Here is a 19,554-nt window from a genome sequence, read left to right on the forward strand (position 1 = left end):
GTGCGCCGGGGGGCGAGGAGGCCGCCTAGATGTAGCCCTCGCGGAGCGCGTAGGCGACGGCGTGGGCGCGGTTGGTGAGCTGGAGGCGGGTCATCAGCCCGTGCAGGATGTTCTTGACGGTGCGTTCGGAGTAGGCGAGCTTGTCCGAAATCTGCCGGGTGTCGAGGCCTTCGGCGATCAGCCGCAGCACGTCCGTCTCGCGCGGTGCCATGCCGAACAGCGGCGCCGAGGCAGTGCCCGAGCAGACCGCCGCCGTCTCGGAGCGGCGCAGCCGCCCCACCTGTCCGAGCACCCGGCTGATCAGGTCCGGCGGCAGGACGCCCTCGCCGTGCGCGGCCTGCCGGACCGCCTTGGCCAGGCTGCCCTCCGTGGCCTGGTGCCGCCACAGGATGGCCCGTACGCCGTACTCGACGACCGTCAGCAGCTCCGGTTCGCGCAGCTCGCGGGCGATCAGGACGACCCGCTGGTCGCCTCCGCGCAGCACGCGCCGAAGTTCCGCCGCGGCCCGGTCGTCCACCCGGTCCATCAGCATCACGGCCACGTCGGCGGCCGCCGGCCGGCCCTCGCGGTCGCGGACCGGCGGGACGATCTCCACCGCCGGCTGGCGCTGAAGATGGCTGACGACGCCTGCCCGTCCGAGGGGGTCCTCGGCGTGGATCGCCACGGTGATGCGGTCGGTGATGCGGTCGCTCGTCGAAACCGGCATGGGTGTCCTTTCCTTCCCACGGGGGTGCTGCCGGAGACAGGCTGGGGGAGCCGGATCAACAGCGCGTCGACGTTCGATGGGTGACCGCGCGGTCCGTTCCGGCACGACCGCCGTGTACGGGCGGACCGGCCCGGCAGGACGGGCGCCCGGCACGCGCGTGCCCGTACGGACACCGGAGGGCGCCGGACGTGCGCGACGACCCCGCCCGGCGGGCGGCCGGGGCCGGGAGTCCCGCGCGACCACCGGGAGTTGCGGGGGCTACAGGTCGGCCAGGATTCGGCGGACCTGCGCCGCTTCGGCCGGGCGCAGCCGGTCGAAGAGGCCGGCGGCCCGCTCCAGCCGCTCCCGCGCCCGCTCCCGGTCACCCAGCTCGGCCAGGGCCGTCCCGACGACCTGCAGGGCGCGGGCCTCCGCCAGGGCCCAGCCCTTTTCGCGGCTCACGTCCGCCACCCGCGCCCCGGATTCCACCGCCTCGCGGTGCCGGCCGGCGGCCAGGTGGCAGTGGCTCACCTCCCACTGGGAGAACAGCTCGATCGTGGCGTACCCGGCCGCCCCGGACAGGGCGGCACCCTCCCGCAGGTACGCGATCGCCTCCTCGGGGCGGCCCGACTGCCGCAGGACGCCCCCGAGGACGTACAGCGTGTACGACAGGCGGTAGGCGTCGCCGTCCGCCCGGGCCGAGGCCAGGCTCTTGCGCGCGGCCGCGTCCGCTTCGGCGAGGCGGCCCAGGCTGCTGAGCGTGTGCGCCGAACAGGCGCGGGCGTTCTCCGCGCCCCACCTGCTGCCGCACCGCTCGCCGACCGCGACGGCCTGCCCGTACAGCTCCAGCGCGCGCTCCAGGTCGCCCCGCGCGTACCACACCAGGGCCTGGCAGGTCCGTATCTCCGTCAGCACCGCCTCGTCGCCGGAGGACTGCGCATCGGCGGCGGCCGCGGCGAGGACCGACTCCGCCTCGTCGGTGTGGCCGAGCTGGTACAGCCCCCCGCCGAGCATGTACCCGAGCCGGCCGGCCGCCCGCCTGCGGCCCTGGCCGCGCGCGGCCCGCAGGATGGCGCGGGCCGGCTCGACCATCGCCGCCCACAGGAACGTGCCGTCCAGGACGGGGTCGAGGGCCAGGATCAGGTCGGCGGCCAGGTCGACGGCGGACGGATCGGCCCGGACCGTCTGCACCGCCACCGCCAGCACGGACTGGTGCCGGCCCGCGAAGACGCGGTGCGCCTCGCCCGGCGCCGACATCCCGGTGCCCGGCGAGCGGGTCGGGTGGAGCATGTCGGGCACCGGGTGGCCGGGGCGTTCGACGGCGTACGCGTTGCGTGCCGACGCCAGGTGGTGGTCGACCAGCCGGACCAGCGCCTCCGCGCCGCCCTCCGGGCCGTCCTCCTCCGCCGAGCGGGCCCGCGCGAACGCGCGCAGCAGGTCGTGGAACCGGTAGCGCTGCGGGGCCGGCGACTCCAGCAGCCCGAGCTCCGTCATCCGCTCCAGCAGCTCCTCGGCGTGCGCCGGGTCGATGCCGGCCAGGGCGGACGCGTCCGCGACGTCCGCGTCCTCCTGCTCGGGCAGCGCCAGCAGCCGGAACAGCCGGGCCTCGGCCGCGTCCAGCAGCTCGTAGCTGAGGCGGAAGCACGCCTCCACCCCGTCCTCCCCGCCCGCCTCGGCGGAGAACGGCGCCCGCCGCCCCTCCAGCAGCCCGCGGAACGCCGCCAGGGACCAGCCGGGCCGGGTCGCCAGCCGGGACCCGGCGATGCGCAGCGCGAGCGGCAGCCCGCCGCACAGTGCGGCCAGCGCCGCCGCCTCCGCGGGCTCCGCCTCGATCCGCTCCCGGCCGACGATCCGGCCGAGCAGACGTACGGCGTCCCCCGCAGGCAGGACGTCCAGCCGCAGGCGGAGCGCCGCGGGCAGGCCGGCCAGGGTGTTCCGGCTGGTCACGACGACCGCGCAGGCGGACGAGCCCGGCAGCAGCGGCTCGATCTGCCCGACGTCCCGCGCATCGTCGAGGACGAGCAGCATCCGCTTGTCGGCCATCCGGGACCGGTACAGGCCGGCGCGTTCCTCCACCCCCTCCGGGATCGCCGAGTCCGCGACGCCGAGGGCGCGGAGGAACGCCGCAAGGACCGCATCCGGCTGCGCAGGGTCCTCGCGGACGCCGCGGAGGTTGGCGTAGAGCTGCCCGTCGCGGAAGTGCGCCCTGAGGCGGTGCGCGGCATGCAGCGCGAGCGTGGTCTTGCCGACGCCCCCGATGCCGCCGACCGCCGAGACGACCACGGCCGGCGGGCCGCCGGAGTCCGCGGCGGGATCCTCGGCCGCCGGGATGAGAGCCTCGACGAGACGCCGGGTGGCTGTTTCCCGTCCCGTGAAATCGACTGTGGCGTAGGGGAGCTGGGCAGGTGCCGGGAGCGGGGGAGCGGCTTCCCGGAGGCGTCGGCCGCTGCTCGCCGCCGGGCGGTGGAGGCCGGAGGGTGTTGCGGCGGGCCGTGCCTCCGGAGTCTGCGCGGATGTGTACCGGGCGCCCCTCGTGGGGCGCTCCGCGCCGGGTCCGGGGACGGCCATCGCCGCGGGGTCCTCCGTGTCGGTCCGCGTCGCCTCCGCCGCCGCAGACGGGGCCCCCGGAAGGGCCGCCGACGGCCCCCCAGGGGTGCCCGCGGGGCCGGAGTCCGCCACGGGCCGCTCCCGCGCCGCCGCCGCGGCGGGTCCCACCGCCGGTACCCGTGTCGGCCGGGCGGGTGCTTCCACCGCGCCCGCCTCCGCCGATGCCGCCCGCTCGCCCGCCCCGGGCGCCGCCGCCCCGGCCTCATCGCCCCGGCCCGCCCGCGCCAACGCCTCGGCCCGCAGCGCCCGCAGCCGCCCGTTCAACGGGTACTCCGCGCACAGCGCCCCCAGCTCCGGGACCAGCCGCCCGTGCCGCCCCCGCGCCAGGTCCGCCTCCACCCGCTCCAGCAGCACCGACAGCCGCAGCTCCGTCAGCCGCTCCCGCTGGATCCGGGCGAACGGCCCCGGCAGCCCGGCCAGCGGCACCCCGCGCCACCGGGCGAGCGCCGCCTCCAGCAGCCGCGCCCCGCCGTCCGCGTCGCCCGCGGCGACCAACTCCCGGCCCCGGGAGGCCTCCGCCTCGAAGTCGGCCAGGTCGACCGCACCGTCCGGGGCGTCCAGCGCGTAACCGCCGCCCTCCGTCACCAGGCAGGGCCCGAGCGCCCGCCGCAGCCGGTACACGTACGAGCGGACCGTGCCCGCGGCCGTGCGCGGGCTGGCTTCCCCCCAGATGCCGTCGATCAGCTCGTCCAGGCCCACCACCTCCGGCCGGCGCACCAGCAGCATCGCCAGCACCAGCCGCTGCTGTGGCGGGCCCAACGGTACGTCCACCCCGCCACGGCCGGCCTGCACCGGCCCGAGCAGGGAGAAGCGCAGCACGGACGGATCACTCACAACGGCCCCCTCTTGCGGTCCTCGGGTCAGCCGGCCCCCGGCCCCACCGGCCCGCGCCCCACCCCGGTACGGAAGATCCTCGCAGGTCGCGAGCCCCGCCCCGGACCGGCCGGGCGCGATCCGGCCGGCGCGCGGCCGATTCGGGCGCCGTACGGGCCGCTGTAGGCTTGCCATACCGGATGGCCGGTACATCCTGTTGGGCGCAAGGGGCGGACGCGCGGGGAGTTGGGTGAGCATCCGGTGAACGAAGCGCTGCCCGCAGCCACCGCCGCCCAGGATCCCGAGGCGTCCTTCTCGCTGCTCGGACCGGTCCAGGTGCACCAAGGCGCCCTCACCCTCCCGCTGGGCCCGCCGCAGCAGCGCGCGGTGCTCGCCATGCTCCTGTGCCGGCACAACACGGTCGTCGGCACGGGGGAATTGGTCGACGGGCTGTGGGGCGAGGCGCCGCCGCACACCGCCGTCGGCACCGTCCGCTCGTACGTGTACCGGCTGCGCCGGATCCTCGGCGCCCGGATCACCACCCACGGGCAGGGCTACCGCCTGCGCCTCGGCCACGGCGAGTTGGACCTGTGCCGCTTCGAGGACCTCGTCGCCGAGGCCCGCGGCGCGGCGGCCGACGGGAACCCGGCCGCCGGCCGCGACGGGCTCGCGGAGGGCCTGGCCCTGTGGCGCGGGACCCCGCTGGCCGGGCTGCCGGGGCCGCAGGCCCGCATCCAGCGCGAACGCCTCGCCGAACTGCGCCTGTCAGTGCTCGTCGAGCGGATCGAACTGGACGTCCTGCTCGGCCGGCACGCACGGCTCGTCGGCGAACTCACAGGGCTCTGCGCGGAACACCCCCGCAACGACCGGCTGCGCGCCCTGCTCGACACCGTCCTGGAACGCAGCGGCCGCGGCCGCGAGGCCCGTACGGCCCCGCCCGCCACCGGTACCGCCGACGGCAGGACGGCCGGGCCGCGACCGGGGGCGGCCCCGCCGCCCGCCGGCCGGCCCGCGGCGCAATCCGCGACCCCGTCCCCCGCGCAGGCTGCGACCGCACCCCCCGCGCACGGCTGGACCGCACCCCCCGCGGCGCAGGCCGCCGCGTCCGCGTCCCCCGGCGCACAGGCCGGGACCGCGCCCGGCGTACAGGCCGGGACCGCGCCCGGCGTACAGGCCGGGACCGCGCCCGCCGGGCAGGTCTGCACCGTGTCCGGCGCGCAGGCCCGGACCGCGCCCCCCGCGGCGCAGGCCGCGACCGCCCCTCCCGGCGGCGACACCTCGGGCGGCCCCCGCCACGTGCCGCCGCCTCCTGCCCAACTCCCCTACGTGCCAGTGGATTTCACCGGGCGGACCGGCCCCGAGCAGGCCATCGTCGACGCACTCACCCCCGCCCCTGCCCCGGGCCCCGCCGCCGGTGCGCCCCTCCGCAGCGTGGCGATCTCCGCCGTCGGCGGGATCGGCGGCGTCGGCAAGACGACCCTCGCCGTGCACGCCGCACAGCGCCTGCGCGACCACTTCCCCGACGGCCAGCTCTACGCCAACCTGCGCGGCGTGCGCGAGGACCCCGCCGACCCCGGCGCCGTCCTCGCCTCCTTCCTGCGCGCCCTCGGCGTCGCCGGCGCCGCCGTCCCCGACGACCCCGAGGAGCGGGCCGGCCTCTACCGCAGCCGGCTCGCCGGACGACGGGTGCTGCTCGTCCTCGACGACGCCCGCGACACCGCCCAGGTCGAACCGCTCCTCCCCGGATCCCCGACCTGCGCCGTCCTCGTCACCAGCCGCCACACCCTGCCCGGCCTCCCCGCCTCCCTGCGCCTCCGCCTCGACGTGCTCCCGGACGCGGAGGCCCTGGCCATGCTCGGCCGGATCGTCGGCGAGGCCCGCATCGCCGCCGAACCCGACGCCGCCCTCGCCCTCGTCGGCCGCTGCGGCGCCCTGCCGCTCGCCCTCCGCCTGGCCGGCTCCCGGCTCGCAACCCGCCCCGCCTGGGCGCTTGCCGACTACGTGCGCCTCCTCGACGGCGCCCGCCCCGCGCTCCTCGGCCGGGCCGGCGGTCAGGGCGGCGCGGACGGCGTCGACGCCTGCTTCCGCCTCAGCTACGACCTCCTCGACCCGGAACAGGCCCGCCTCTTCCAGCTCCTGTCGCTGCCGCGCGCGGCCGCCCTCGACACCGCCGGAGCGGCCGCCCTCGCCGGGATGGCCGAGGCCGAGGCGGAAGGGCACCTCGAACGGATCGCGGCGCTCGGCCTGCTGGAATCCCCGGCCCCCGGCGTCCACCGCCTCCACGACCTGCTGCGGGAGTACGCCGCCGCACGCTCCCGCGAGGACGACACGCCCGCCGACCGCACGGCCGCCCTGCTCCGGCTCCTCGCACACGTCCGCGAACGGGCCCGCTCCGCCTACGCCGCCGAACGCCCCGGCCACCCCCTCGCCACCCCCGCCCGGCCGCCCGCGGCAGCCCCCGTCCCCGCCGGCCTGCCCTTCGACCACGCCTGCGTCCTCGCCGTCGCCGTCCAGGCCGTCCAAGCCGCCCCGGAGGCCGTCGGCCCCGCCGCCGACACGGTCCTCGCCCTCGACCCGCTGCTCGACGGCTCCTTCCTGTGGGGCGCGCTCGTCTCACCCGCCCGCGGCATCCTCGGCACCGCGCAGGCCCGCGGCGACGTAAGGGCGGCGGGCCGCACCGGCCACATGCTGGGGGCCGCGCTGATGCGGCTGGGCCGCCTCGACGAGGCCGACCGAGCCCTGCAGGACGCCGACCGGGCCGCCCGCACCTGCGGCGACGACGTCATCCTCACCGAGATCCTCACCACCCGGGCACTCGTCCGGCAGGCCCTGTCCGACTGGGAGACCGCCGGGGCGCTGTACCGGGAGGCCGTCGACACCGGCACGCGGTGCGGCAACGGGTGGGGCGTCGGCCACGCCCTCTCCAACAGCGTCGGCGCGCTCCTGCGGTCCGGCCGCGCCGCCGACGCGGACGCCGCCGCCCGGGCCGCCCTCGACGCGGCCCGCGCCCGCGGCGACCGCTACGCCGAGGCGCACGCCCTGTACAGCCAGGGCATCGTCGCCCGTCACACCGGCCGCACCGAGGAGGCCGTCACCCTGCACCGGGAGAGCGCCGCACTGGGCGTGCGCCACGGCTATCCCGTCTACGCCGCGATGAACCTGGTGTCGCAGACCGCGGCCCTCCTCGCCGGGGACCGCGCCCGGGAGGCGGCCGACTGCGGCGAGCGGGCCGTGGAAGCCGCCCGGCGGGTCGGCTGGCGGGCGGCCGAGGCGCGCGCCCTCCGCCTGCTCGGCACCGCCCTGGCCGCCGCCGGCGACCGGGAGGCGGCCGCGTCCCGCCTGGAGGAGGCCGTACGCCTCCTCGACGCCCTCGCACTCCCCGAGGCCGCCGACGCCAGGACCGTCCTGGCGACTCTCACGTCCCCCGAACCCACCGACACGCCCGACCCCGCGCCGGGCGCCTGACCCGCCGGAGCCCCTTCCCGTGCCCCGGACTGCGATCCGGCGCCCCTGACGGCCGGAGGAGGACGCCCCGGGGACGACGGTGACCCGGGGCGGCGGGGGGACCACGCCGCACCGCCTCGGGTACGCCGCCTCCCCGGGGCAGGCTCCGCCCGCGTCGCCGTTGCCGCACTCGAGGCCGCCGACCCGTCCCCCGGACAGCCCGACTCGGCGATACCAACGGGTGGCTCCGATCGAGCGCAGGTTGCCGCGCCTCGGGCGCCGACGCCGTCGGCCCCGCGGTGCCGACGACGCAGCCGCGCCGCTGTTCCGTCCCCTGCAGCCGACTCGGCGTCCCGGACCGTCGGGTCCGGTCGAGCCGGGGTGCCCGTGTCCCCGGGTGCTGATCCCGTTGGCCGCGTGGTGGCCGCCAGGGCCGCCGGCCTCGCCGGAGCCGCCGTTCCCGTGTCCGGGACCGCCGATTCTGCGTCCCTGCCGGGCGGCTCCGGCCGAGCCGCGGATGCCGTGCCGCCGGCCCGGTTGCCGGCCTCTTCCCGGCCGTCGTCTCCCGCGGGGTCCGGCCGGGCCGCGTTTGCCGCGCCCGGGCCGCCGGCCCCGGCCCCGTCGCCGGTTCCGTGGTTCGGGGCACGGGGCCGGTTGCCGCCGACCCGGCCCCCGGCCCCGCCGGCGCGCGGCGTACGTGCGGCCCCACCTCCGCCCGTACGCCCCGCGCCGGGGTTTCCCCCGCCCTCTACGGATACGCCCGCCGGTGTGCGGCCCGCCAGGGACGCGGGGGCAGAGCCCGCTGCCCGCGGCGCCGCACCGCACTGCCCTCACTCCACGACGAGATCCGCGCGTTCGCGCCCCGGGGCGATGAGCCGGGCGTTCGCCTCGTCCGAGCGCTCCACCCACTCCCGCGCCCGCTGCGCGGCCTTGCCGTGCCGGACGTGACGGGCCACCAGCCGCCGCACCCGCAGCCCCTCCTCCGGCGCGAGGAACCACACTTCGTCCAGGAGCGGCCGGACCTCCGCCCAGGCGCCCTCCCCGTACAGCAGGTAGTTCCCCTCGGTGATCACCAGCGGCACCGCCGGGCCGACCGGGATGCTCCCGGCCACCGGCTCCTCCAGCGACCGGTCGAACGCCGGCGCGTACACCGGGCAGGGCCCGGGGTCCCTCAGCCGCCGCAGCAGTGCCGCGTACCCGGCCGCGTCGAACGTGTCCGGCGCGCCCTTGCGGTCGGCGCGGCCCAGCCGCTCCAACTCGGCCTGCGCCAGGTGGAACCCGTCCATCGGCACCACCGCCGCCAGGCCCGGTCCGAGGGCCGCCGCCAGGTGCGCGGCCAGCGTGGACTTCCCCGCGCCCGGCGCCCCGGCGATCCCCAGGATCCGCCGGCCGCCGGCCTCCGCGAGCCGCCGCGCCCGCCCCTCCAACTCAGCCGTGTCCATCCCCCCATCCTGCCCGAGCCGGTACCGCCCCCGGCCGGCCGGACCGTCGGAGCCGCCGCCTACCCTGGCGGCGAACCGCCCCCTGCCCGGCCCCGCACCCGAACGAGGGACCCGACCCGCCATGCACACCGCCCCGCCCCCGCCGTACGCCGTCCCCGTCGAGGGCGCGGCGCCCTTCGGCCGGCGCCTCGCGCTCGTCGACCGGCGGGGCCGGCTCGTCCGCCCGCCCGAACTCGCCGCAGTCGGCCGGTTCCACCCGGGCGGCCGCGGCGGATGGACGGCCCCCGCCGCGGACCTCGCCGGACGCTGGGGCTACCTCGACGGGCAGGGCGCCTGGCGGGCCGCGCCGCACCTGGAACACGCCGGCGACTTCGACGACTCCGGGTTCTCCCCGTTCCTCGCCGAAGGGCTGTGGGGTTACGCCGACACCGCCGGAACCCCCGCCGTCACCGCCCGGTTCACCGAGGCCGGACCCTTCCGGCACGGGCTGGCCGTCGTCCGCACCCCGGACGGCGTCGGCTACGCCGCCCCGGACGGCACGCTCGCCATCGGCGGACGCTACCTCCAGGCAGGCCTGTTCGGGCCCGTCGGCCTGGGCGCCGTCCGCCTCGCCGACGGCCTCTGCGGCTACGTCGACCGCGCCGGCCGGCTCGCCGTGCCCGCCCGCTTCGACGGTGCGCGGCCCTTCAACACCGCCGGGACGGCCCCCGTCCTCGTCGGCACCGAGTGGGGCCTGATCGACACGGCGGGGGAGTGGGTCGTCGAACCGCGCTACCGCAGACTGGACGCCTTCGACGACAGCGGCCTCGCCTACGCCTCCGCAGACACCGCCGAAGGCTTCTTCACCGGCTACCTGGACCCCCGCGGGAACGCCGTGCTGCGCTGCGAGAACGAGATGGACGACGCGCCGTCCTGCGGCCTGGTCAAGGTCGGCGACGGGTACAGGCGCGGATTCCGCGACGCGGCCGGCGCGTGGGCCGTTCCGGCCTTGTACGAGTGGGCAGACCGCTTCGACGCCGGCGGCGCCTGCGTCGCCCGCCGCGCGGAGCCGCCCGCGTGGGGCGTGCTGCGCACCGACGGCCGGTTCACCGCCGTCCCGCATCCGGAGCCCGTCACCGACGACGACGGCTGGATCACCGGTTTCGACGGGGGCCACGGGCTGGCGGCGTTCCTGACGGCCGACGGGGCGGTGGTCCACGTCGACCGCGAGGGCCGCGACGTGTGCCGCACCGAGGCGGCCGCCGACGGCGCCGCCGCCACTCTCCGCGACGCCTCCGGCGCGGCCGTCTGGAGCGGCGGCGCGACAGCCGGCACCTTCGAGTCGCCGGAGGCCTGGCTCTCCGGGAGCGTCCGCTCCTGCATCGACCACGGCGACGCCTGGGACGGCGACGCCGCCGAGGCCGCCCGGCAGCTGCTGGCGGAGCCCGCCCGCCCCTTCCTCCCCTGCTCGCTGATCTTCGGCGGTGACGACGCGTACGACCTGTCCGACCTCGACGCGTACGACAGGGAACGCGTCCGGGCCGGCGCCCTCGCCGTGATCGCGTCCAAGTGGCTCGCCGCGGAATGGATCGCGGAGTACCCCTTCCTCCTCGACGCCGCCCGGACCTGCTTCGACGAGATCACCCGCACCCTCGAACAGCGGCTGCGCGCCGCCTTCGGCGACCCCCTCTCCGGTGTGCGGACCAGCCTGCGCAGCGGCGACGGCGAGTGGTCCGCCACCTGGGAGGTCGCCGGCCGGTACCTGGTCCTGCAGTTCCACGCCCAAATCGGCGACGGCGACACCGAGTTCCAGGTGTGGCTGGCGGCCGTCGACGCCTGACCGGCCCAGCGCGCCCGGCGCGATCCGCCGGGCGGCGGCGGGGTCAGGCGCTGCCCGGGTCCGGGAGCGGGGCCAGGCGCCGCCGTAGGAACTCCACGGTCCGCTTTCGGGCGGCCAGCGCGGGATGCCCCTGCACCTCCCGGACCTCCCGCGTCAGCACCGAGTGGGCCTTCCGTCCGAAGCCTTCCGCGTTGCCCGGCCCGGAGTCCAGTTCGATGTACTCGAACGCGTCGCCGAGCCGGGCGCGGAGCGTCGCGAAACGGTCGCCGGGGACCAGCCCGTCCCCGGTGAACCGCGCCCCGAGGACGCACAGCCCGTCCTCCCGCGTGCGCCGGGCCACGTCCCGCAGCTCCTCTTCCGACAGGCCCGCGTCCGCGCGGCGTGCGGCGCCCAGCGGCAGCGGCAGCGACGGATGGCCGGCGACCGCGGCGAGCACCGATTCGTCCACGGCCGCGGCGAGCGCGAAACCGCCCGTGAAGCACAGGCCGACCACGCCCACGCCGGGTCCCGGCGTCCGTGCGGCGAGGTCCCGCGCCAGGGCGCGTATCCAGTCCGCGAGGGGCCGCCGTGCGTTCAGGGCGAGGGCCCGGAACTCGCGGGAGACGCAGGCGCGCCCGATGACGGCCGCCGCCCGGGCCGCGGACGGCGCGGCGCCGGGCGTGCCGAACAGCGACGGCACCGCCACGGTGAACCCGCTGTCGGCGAGGTGCCGGGCGAGCCCGAGGACCTCCGGGGTGATGCCGGGCAGCTCCGGCATCAGGACGACGCCGGGCCCCTCGCCCCGCTCGTACACGTCGTGGGCCGTACCGTTCCGGGAGAACCGGTCCCGGCACCAGCCGTCGAGGGTGGAGACGGGTGCTGTTCCGCTCAAGATGACCTCACAGGTGAAGGCGGGCGATGCGGTGCCCCCGCAGTATCCCCGCCCCCACCGCCCGCGGCGCCGACCGGGGCCGCGCCCGGTGCATGCCGCGGTCCGGCGGGGGTAGGCGGCCGACGAAGCTCGGGCCCGCACTTCCCCGGGAGGTCCAGATGGTCACACCGCCGGCCGGAAGTCGGGAGGGCGAATACGGGGACGGGGCGCGCGGCGCCCTCGCCGTCGAAGTCCGGCCGGAGGCCGGGACGGTCGTCCTCCTGCTGGCCGGCGAACTCGACCACGACACCGCGGAGGCCCTTCGGGACGCCCTGCAGACCGCGCTGAACGCCCCGGCGGCGGCGGGCGGCGCCCCGCACCTGCTGGTCGACCTCTCCAGACTGCGGTTCTGCGACTCGACCGGCCTGAACATCCTGCTCCGCGCCCGGCTCGTGGCCCGCGCCGCCGGCGGGGCGATGGAACTGGCCGGACCCACCTCGCAGGTCGCCCGGATGTTCCACCTCACCGGCGCCGACGGCGTCTTCCGCGTCCATCCCGACCTCGCCACCGCCCTGACCGCCGGCCCGGCGGCGGGTCACGACACCTGAACGACCACCAGGCTCGTGTCGTCCTCCGTGTCCCCCTCGGCCGCCCCCATCAGCTGGTCCGCCTGATCCTCCACCAGCCCCGGACGCAACCGCTCCGCAGCCACCTGCAGCGAGGCGAGGCTCTCGTCCAGCCCGGTGTGCCGCCGCTCGATGAACCCGTCCGTGTACAGCAGCAGCGTGTCGCCGGCCTCCAACTGCGTCGACCGCCCCTCGTACGCGGCCCCCGGCAGCGCCCCCAGCAGCACGTTCTGCGAACCGTCGAGGAACCGGGCGCGGCCGCTCCGCAGCAGCAGCGGCGGCGGGTGCCCGGCCCCGGCCCACTCCAGGGTGCGGTCCGCCGGGTCGAACAGGGCGCACACCGCGGTCGCCGTCGGCTGGCCGGGCGTGCCGAGCGCGACGTCGTTCAGCCAGCCCATCAGCTGCTCCGGAGGGGCGCCCGTGAACGCCAGCCCGTGCAGCGCCCCCCGCAGCGCGATCATCGCGGTGGCGGCCCCGATCCCGTGCCCCGCGATGTCCCCGACGGTCACCAGTACGCGCCCGCCGGGCAGCGGGTGCACGTCGTACCAGTCGCCGCCGACCCGGTCCTCCACCGCGGCGGGCCGGTAGCGGGCCGCGACGCGCAGCCCGGGCGGCGTCTCCAGCGACGGCGCCTCCGGGACGATCGCCTGCTGGAGCCGCAGCACCAGCTGGTCGCGCAGGACGGCCTCGGCCTGGGCGGCCGACAGCTGCTCGAAGGTGGCAGTGAGCGCCAGCTCCGTGTGGTGTTGCACCGAGACGTCCTGGTACACGCCGACGATGCCGACGAGGGCCGAGCCCGCCAGGACCGGCTCGGCGGCGATCCGCACGTGCCGGACCCCGCCGTCGGGCCGGTAGACCCGCACCAGGCAGTGGGCGCCTTTGTGCCGGTCGGTGATCGACGCCAGCAGCCCGTCCAGGACGACCGTGTCGTCGGGGTGCAGGCGCCTGCCGAGGGAGCGCAGCGGGAGGGGCGGGCGGTCGGGGTCGAGGCCGAACACGGCGTACGCCGCCGGGCCCCACACCGACCCGCCGGACGCGTCGTCCTCGAACGCGGCCAGCCGGTCGATCCGGTTCAGTGCGCGGGCGAGCGGCGCCCCGTGCGGGCTGCCCGTCCGCCACAGCACCGCGGCACGCCCGCCGCCGAGCGGGAGCACCCGCACCTCGGCCATCTCGGGCCGGGGCGCCTCCCCCTCCGGTGCGGCGTCGGGCCCGGGGCCGGGCAGCACGGGCGCGTACTGCGGCGCGCCCGCCGCGTTCGCCCGGGCGATCAGCCCCACCAGCTCGTCGTGGACTGACGGGTACAGCTGCGCGGCCGGCCGGCCCGCGGCGGAGGGGAAGGCCCCCAACTCCCGCAGCGCGGCCGGGTTGAGGTAGTCCACGGTGTGCGCGGGAAGGCCGGCGGCCGCCGGCGGCCCGTCACCGGCCGTCGGGCAGATCACCACGCCCGGATGGTCGAGCTGGGCCAGCAGCGAGGCGAGCTGCGGCGGCACGCCCCGCCCGGTGTCCGCGGCGTCCAGATGGTGCGCGGCGGGTGCGCACAGGGCCGCGACGGTGTCCCGTGCGGCCGGGTCCAGGGGCGCCGGACCGGGCCACACGGCCAGCGCCACGCCGACCGTGCGGCCGTCCAGCTCCAGCGGCAGCAGCGCCCGCGCCGCGTCGGGCCGGCCTCCGGGCAGCCGCTCGCCGGGGTCGGGACCCGACGGCAGCCAGTCCGCCTTCCCGGCGGACAGGACACGGTGCAGCGGGCCGCCCGCCTCGGGCGGGATCCAGTGCCAGTGGGCGGCCTCCTGCGGGTCGGCGCCGGCCTCCCCCGCCAGTTCCAGGCAGGCCGTGGGGGTACGCCGCCACAGGTACACGGCCTCGACGCCGAGCCGGTGCAGGCCGTTCTCCAGCAGGGCGGTCGCCGCCGCGGCGGCGGTGTCCGAGGTCACGGTGGCGGCGATGCCGCGCCGTATGCGGCGGGCCTCGGCGGCGGGGACCGCTTCGTGGGCTCCGCGCCCCGCCGTTTGGGCGGGCCCGTCGGACACGTGCGTTCCGGCGGCCGCGTTGACGATGTCGGCGGCCAGGTCGACCGCGGACAGGCCCATCGACCCGGCCAGGCGCAACAAGTGGTCGGTCGCCTCGACGGGGGAGAGGGCCAGCTGCCCGGCGAGGACGCCCGAGGCCAGGTCGATCAGCCGGCGCCGGGCGCGCTCGGCGTGCAGGGCGGACACCTCGGCTGTCAGTTCCGCGACGGCCGAGGCCAGTCCACTGCGCGGCACGCTCATTGCGGTTCCGGGGCCTTCCCTGTCGGTGGCGGCGGCGCCGAGGCTTCCGGTGACGCGCTCGCCGTCGGCGGCGCCGCGGTCGCTGTCATGTGCGGGCATCGTGGCGTCGATCTCCGTGGGCGTCTGCCCGGGCGGCCCTCCGGCAACCCCGCCCGGGAACGGCGGTCAGGTTGCGGCGGTCCCCAGCCACGTCCGGATCGTGGCGAGGAGCCCGTCGGGGTCCACCGGTTTCGTCAGGTAGTCCGAGGCGCCGGCGGCCATGGCCTCGGACTGGTCGTCGGGCATGGCCTTCGCCGTCACCACGACGACGGGGAGCGACCCGCGGCCCGGCATCGAGCGGATCGCCCGGGTGGCCGCGTAGCCGTCCATGCCCGCCATCATCAAGTCCATGATCACCAGGTCGACCTCCGGGTGCGCCGCGAGCAGCCGGATCCCCGCCGCGCCGTTGTCGGCCGTCAGGACCTCGTGGCCCGCGGTCCTCAGGATCTCCGTCAGGGCGTAGACGTTCCGGCTGTCGTCGTCGACGACGAGGACGGTGCCGGGCGCGTCCGCCTCCGGCGGCAGGACCGCCTCGGCCACCTCGGCCGTCCCGGTCGCCTCGGCCGTCCGGGGCGACACGCCGTCGACCGCCGGGCCGCCGACCGGCGCGGTGTCGGCGGAGCCGCCCGCGTCCGCGGCAGCCTGCCGGGCCGGCTGCTCCGCCCGCCCGGCCGTCTCCGGCAGGTACAGGGTGAACGTGCTGCCCACGCCCACTCTGCTCTGCAGCGTGATCGTACCGCCGAGCAGCCGGGCCACCTCCCGGCTGATGGACAGCCCGAGCCCGGTGCCCCCGTACGCCCTTGCGGTGCCCCGGTCGCCCTGTTGGAACGCCCCGAAGACCGACTCCACCCGGTCGGAGGGGATCCCGATCCCCGTGTCGGCCACGCGGAACGCCAGCACCGGCCCGGCGCCGCGCAGCGGCAGCGGGACCTCCGACTCCGCGGCCTGCTCGACCCGCAGCGACACCTCGCCGCGCTCGGTGAACTTCAGCGCGTTCCCCAGGAGGTTGCGCAGCACCTGCCGCAGCCGCCCCTCGTCGGTGACCAGCCCCGCTCCGGCCCGCGGCGCGGCACTGACGGTGAAGTCCAGCTTCCGCTCGTCCGCCACCGGCCGGAACGTCGCCTCCGCGTAGTCCAGCACCCGCTGGAGCGACACCGGCTCCCGGTGGACGTCCATGCGGCCCGCCTCGACCTTCGACAGGTCCAGGATGTCGTTGATCAACTGGAGCAGGTCGGAGCCGGCGGAGTGGATGACCGTCGCGTAGTCCACCTGCTTGTCCGTCAGGTTCCCGTCGGCGTTCTGCGCGAGCAGCTGCGCGAGGATCAGCAGGCTGTTCAGCGGGGTGCGCAGCTCGTGGCTCATGTTCGCCAGGAACTCCGACTTGTACAGCGAGGCGCGCGCCAACTGCTGTGCCCGCTCCTCCAGTTCCTGCCGGGCCTGCTCGATCTGGAGGTTCTTGCGCTCGATGTCCCGGTTGCGGTCGGCCAGCAGCGCCGCCTTCTCCTTCAACTCGGCGTTGCTGTCCTGGAGTTCCCGCTGCCTTGCCTGGATCTCCTGCTGGCGGGCGCTGAGCTCGGAGGTCAGCTGCTGCGAGCGCTCCAGCAGCTCGTCGGTGCGGGCGTTGGCGATCTGCGCGGCGACGTTCGCCCCGAGCAGCTCCGTGAACTGCTCCAGGAAGTCCCGGTGCACCGGCGCGAACGCGTGCACCGACGCCAGTTCGAGCGCGCCCAGCACCTGGCCCTCGACCACGATCGGCAGCACGATCAGCACCGACGCGTCGGCCGACCCCGTACCGCTGGAGATCCGCGCGTACCCGGGCGGCAGGTCCTCCACGAGGAGCGTGCGGCCGTCGGCGGCGGCCTGCCCGACCAGCGACTGCCCCATCCGGACGCGTCGCACCCCGGGCGGCGCCCCGGCGGGCGTCCCGTAGGAGGCGATCGCCGCCAGCTCCGTCCCGTCCGGCCCCTCCTCCGCGAGGAAGAAGCTGCCGTACTGGGCCTGCACCAGCGGGGGCACCTCGCGCATGATCAGCTCGGCCACCTCGGCCGGGCTGCGGCGGCCCTGGATCCCGCTGGAGATGCGGGCCAGGTTCGTCTTCAGCCAGTCCTTCTCCTCGTTGGCGCGGGTCGTCGCGCGCAGCGACTCGACCATCGCGTTGATGTTGTCCCGCAGCGCGCCGACCTCGCCCGGCGCGTCCACGGCGACGGTCCGCGTGAGATCGCCGCGCGCCACCGCGCTCGTGACCTCGGCGATGGCGCGGACCTGGCGCGTCAGGTTCCCGGCCAGCTCGTTCACGTTCTCCGTGAGCCGCTTCCACGTGCCGGACACGTCCGCCACCTCGGCCTGGCCGCCGAGCCGGCCCTCGCTGCCGACCTCTCGGGCGACGCGGGTCACCTCCGCGGCGAACGAACCCAGCTGGTCCACCATCGTGTTGATCGTGGTCTTGAGCTCCAGGATCTCGCCGCGCGCGTCCACGTCGATCTTGCGGGTGAGGTCGCCCTGGGCGACGGCCGTCGTGACCTGCGCGATGTTGCGGACCTGGTTCGTCAGGTTGTTCGCCATCGAGTTGACGTTGTCCGTGAGGTCCTTCCACGTGCCCGACACGCCGTGGACGGTGGCCTGCCCGCCCAGATTGCCCTCGGTGCCGACCTCGCGGGCCACGCGGGTGACCTCCTCGGCGAACGACGACAGGCGCTCGACCATCGTGTTGATGGTCTCCTTCAGCTCCAGGATCTCCCCGCGGGCGTCCACGCGGATCTTCTGCGTGAGGTCGCCGCGGGCGACGGCCGTCGCCACCTGGGAGATGTTGCGGACCTGCGAGGTCAGGTTGTCGGCCATGCTGTTCACGCCGGCCGTCAGCTGTCGCCACACCCCGCCGACGGGCGGCACCCGCGCCTGCCCGCCGAGCAGCCCCTGCCCGCCGACTTCCTCGGCCACCCGGGTAACCTCGGTCGTGACGAGGGACAGCTGCGCCACCATCCCGTTGTACACGGCGGCGATCTTGCCGGGCAGCCCGCCCGCGTCCTCGGGCAAACGTGTGTCGAGGTTGCCGTCGCGCACGGCGGTCAACCCCGCGAGCAGCTGCTCGAGTGTTCGGTCCGTCTCGTCCATGAGGCTTCCCTTGGCAGTCTCCTCGACTACTCCACTGTGGCACGGAGCACGCCCGGCGGCTCCCCGCTCCCGGGCCGGCCGGCGGTGTGCGCGGGCCGCCGCCGGGCAGGAGCGGACCATGGACAGGGCAGACACCGATCCGGCCCGCAGCACGGGCGAAGCCGGCCCGGCGCCGCTCCCCGACGAGGGCGCCATGGTCGACGAGCACGGGCGCCCGCCCGGCTCCCCCTCCCGCCGCGGCACCGGCTCCACGGCACCCCCGGCCGACCCCGACCGCTACGCCGCAGCCAACGCCGAACCCGACCCGCCCGCGGCCCCGGAGCGGCCCGCGCCCGCCGAGCCGCCCGACCCGCGCGTACGCCCGGCCCGCGCCCGCCCTCCGGCCCAGTGAGCCCCTGACGGCGTTTCGTTTCGGGGACGGCCGGAGGGCCCCGTACCGCGGTTCCGTCCCGTACGCCCGGACGCGGCCCAGTAAGGTGCCGCCCGTGGAGCGCAGGGACGACGCCGGGCGACTGGCCGGGACGGGCGGCGACGGCGGCGGCACCGGCGGCCGCCCCGGCCCGGCAGCGGACGGGCCGGAACGGCCGGGAGCCTTAATCCAGGAGGGCGACGGCGTCCGGCACGGCGGGACCCCGCCGGAGGGCCCCGCCGCGGCGGACGCCGTGCACAGCACCCTCTTCCGGACCACGTCCGCCGACGAGACCCGCGCGTACCTCGCCGAGGCCTACGGCACCACCGTCCGCCTCGGCTCCGCGGCGCGCAGCGGCTCCGTCTTCCGCCACGAGCGGCGCACCTCCGGCGCCCTCTGCCTGGACGAAGGCCGCCTGGCCGCCTCGGTCGTCTACGAGGTGCAGCCCCTCGACCGCCTCCTCGTCCTCGACGTGCTCGGCGGCCGGATGCGGCTCGAATGCGGCCGCTCCGGCGCCTATGCCGCCGGCGGCGTCCTCCTCGCCGCCGCGCCCGGCACACCCATGCGCACCACCGTCGAGCACATGCACGCCCGCGCCGCCGTCCTCCACCCCGACCTGCTGCGCGACGTCGCCGGACTGCCGCCCGAAGCGCCCATCCCGCCCGGGCTGCACACCGGCGCCGCGCCCGCAGGGACCGCCCGCTGGCGCGCCGCCGTCCGCTACGCCTGGAGCCTGCTGGACGACGGCCCCACCGCCACCGGCCCCGGCACGCCCCTCGTCAGGGACGCAGCGGCCCGCCTGCTCGCGGCCGTCGCCCTGGAGGCCTTCCCCGGGTTCCGGGCCCGCCCCGACCCCCTCGCACCCGGGGCGGGACGCGTCGGCCCGGCCGTCCTGCGCCGCGCCGCGGAGTTCGCGTACGACCACGCCGACAGCCCCATCGGTCCGTCGGACATGGCCGCAGCGGCCGGAGTGCCGCCCCGCGTCCTGCACACGGCGTTCGCCGACGCCCTCGGCACCACCCCCCGAGCCCACCTGCGGCGCGTGCGGCTGATGAGGGCGCACGCCGACCTTGCCGCCGGCGGGCCCTCCGGCGGCGTCCCCGCCGCGGTCGCGGCCGTCGCCGCCCGCTGGGGGTGGGGCCGGCCCCGCCTGTTCGCGGACGCCTACGCCGCCGTGTACGGGGCGGCCCCAGGCGAAACCTTGCGCCGGAGTCGGCCGTCCGGGTGAGCGGCACACGGATTTCGCTTTGCGGACGGCCCCCGACGCGCCCGGGTCCGCGGGCCGCGGGGATCCCCAGAGCGAAACGATCCGGCGCGCCCGGGCGTGTCGCCTCCCGCGCGTCGCATCGGCCCCGGGGTACACCTTGAGGGCCGCACGGCCGGGGCGGCCGCTCGCCAGTCGGCCGCCCCGGCGCCATGTTCCGGTACCACCCCCAGAGGAA

General features: G+C 77.3%; 11 protein-coding genes. 5 read left to right on the plus strand and 6 right to left on the minus strand.

Annotated features, from left to right (window positions below; genetic code table 11):
• Positions 1-25: 25 nt before the first annotated feature.
• The gene (locus tag IE170_RS26135) at positions 26-706 is read right to left on the minus strand and encodes a helix-turn-helix transcriptional regulator (protein WP_189811895.1); all 681 of its coding nucleotides are present in this window, start codon (positions 704-706) and stop codon (positions 26-28) included.
• Between the two features lie 258 nt (positions 707-964).
• Positions 965-4,126 (minus strand): AfsR/SARP family transcriptional regulator, encoded by a 3,162-nt coding sequence (locus IE170_RS26140; RefSeq protein WP_189811896.1) that lies wholly within the window; start codon positions 4,124-4,126, stop codon positions 965-967.
• Between the two features lie 240 nt (positions 4,127-4,366).
• Between IE170_RS26140 and IE170_RS33255 the strand changes: the two genes are divergently transcribed.
• Positions 4,367-7,570, plus strand: a complete 3,204-nt coding sequence (locus tag IE170_RS33255) for an AfsR/SARP family transcriptional regulator (protein WP_189811897.1) — start codon at positions 4,367-4,369, stop codon at positions 7,568-7,570.
• 809 nt (positions 7,571-8,379) lie between these two features.
• Here IE170_RS33255 and IE170_RS26150 read toward each other — a convergent pair.
• Positions 8,380-8,991, minus strand: a complete 612-nt coding sequence (locus IE170_RS26150; RefSeq protein ID WP_189811898.1) for a nucleoside/nucleotide kinase family protein — start codon at positions 8,989-8,991, stop codon at positions 8,380-8,382.
• A gap of 121 nt (positions 8,992-9,112) precedes the next feature.
• Here IE170_RS26150 and IE170_RS26155 point away from each other — a divergent pair, with 121 nt between their 5' ends.
• Positions 9,113-10,810 (plus strand): WG repeat-containing protein, encoded by a 1,698-nt coding sequence (locus IE170_RS26155; RefSeq protein ID WP_189811899.1) that lies wholly within the window; start codon positions 9,113-9,115, stop codon positions 10,808-10,810.
• A gap of 43 nt (positions 10,811-10,853) precedes the next feature.
• Here the strand turns inward: IE170_RS26155 and IE170_RS26160 are convergent, their stop codons facing one another.
• A complete protein-coding gene (locus IE170_RS26160; RefSeq protein WP_189811900.1) occupies positions 10,854-11,681 on the minus strand; it encodes a dienelactone hydrolase family protein in 828 nt (275 codons plus the stop codon).
• 158 nt (positions 11,682-11,839) lie between these two features.
• Between IE170_RS26160 and IE170_RS26165 the strand changes: the two genes are divergently transcribed.
• Positions 11,840-12,268: an STAS domain-containing protein gene (locus tag IE170_RS26165; RefSeq protein ID WP_189811901.1), complete on the plus strand. Its 429-nt coding sequence runs from the start codon at positions 11,840-11,842 to the stop codon at positions 12,266-12,268.
• On the opposite strand, the gene IE170_RS26170 is transcribed toward IE170_RS26165, so the two are convergent.
• Both IE170_RS26170 and IE170_RS26175 read right to left on the minus strand, forming a co-directional pair.
• Positions 12,256-14,652 carry a SpoIIE family protein phosphatase gene (locus IE170_RS26170; RefSeq protein WP_223856999.1) on the minus strand — a complete coding sequence of 799 codons (2,397 nt, stop codon included), beginning with the start codon at positions 14,650-14,652 and terminating at the stop codon, positions 12,256-12,258. The genes IE170_RS26165 and IE170_RS26170 overlap by 13 nt on opposite strands.
• 66 nt (positions 14,653-14,718) lie before the next feature.
• Positions 14,719-17,703, minus strand: coding sequence for a HAMP domain-containing protein (locus IE170_RS26175; RefSeq protein ID WP_223856998.1), 2,985 nt, complete (start codon positions 17,701-17,703; stop codon positions 14,719-14,721).
• A gap of 118 nt (positions 17,704-17,821) precedes the next feature.
• Between IE170_RS26175 and IE170_RS26180 the strand changes: the two genes are divergently transcribed.
• Together IE170_RS26180 and IE170_RS26185 are read left to right on the plus strand one after the other, a co-directional pair.
• Entirely contained in the window at positions 17,822-18,094 is a 273-nt protein-coding gene (locus IE170_RS26180) for a hypothetical protein (RefSeq protein ID WP_189811978.1), read from the plus strand.
• Positions 18,095-18,188: 94 nt separating this feature from the next.
• Positions 18,189-19,340: a helix-turn-helix domain-containing protein gene (locus IE170_RS26185; RefSeq protein WP_189811903.1), complete on the plus strand. Its 1,152-nt coding sequence runs from the start codon at positions 18,189-18,191 to the stop codon at positions 19,338-19,340.
• The last annotated feature ends 214 nt before the right edge of the window (positions 19,341-19,554 follow it).

This window comes from Streptomyces toxytricini, from assembly GCF_014649915.1.
In the GTDB taxonomy this organism is placed as follows: domain Bacteria; phylum Actinomycetota; class Actinomycetes; order Streptomycetales; family Streptomycetaceae; genus Streptomyces; species Streptomyces toxytricini.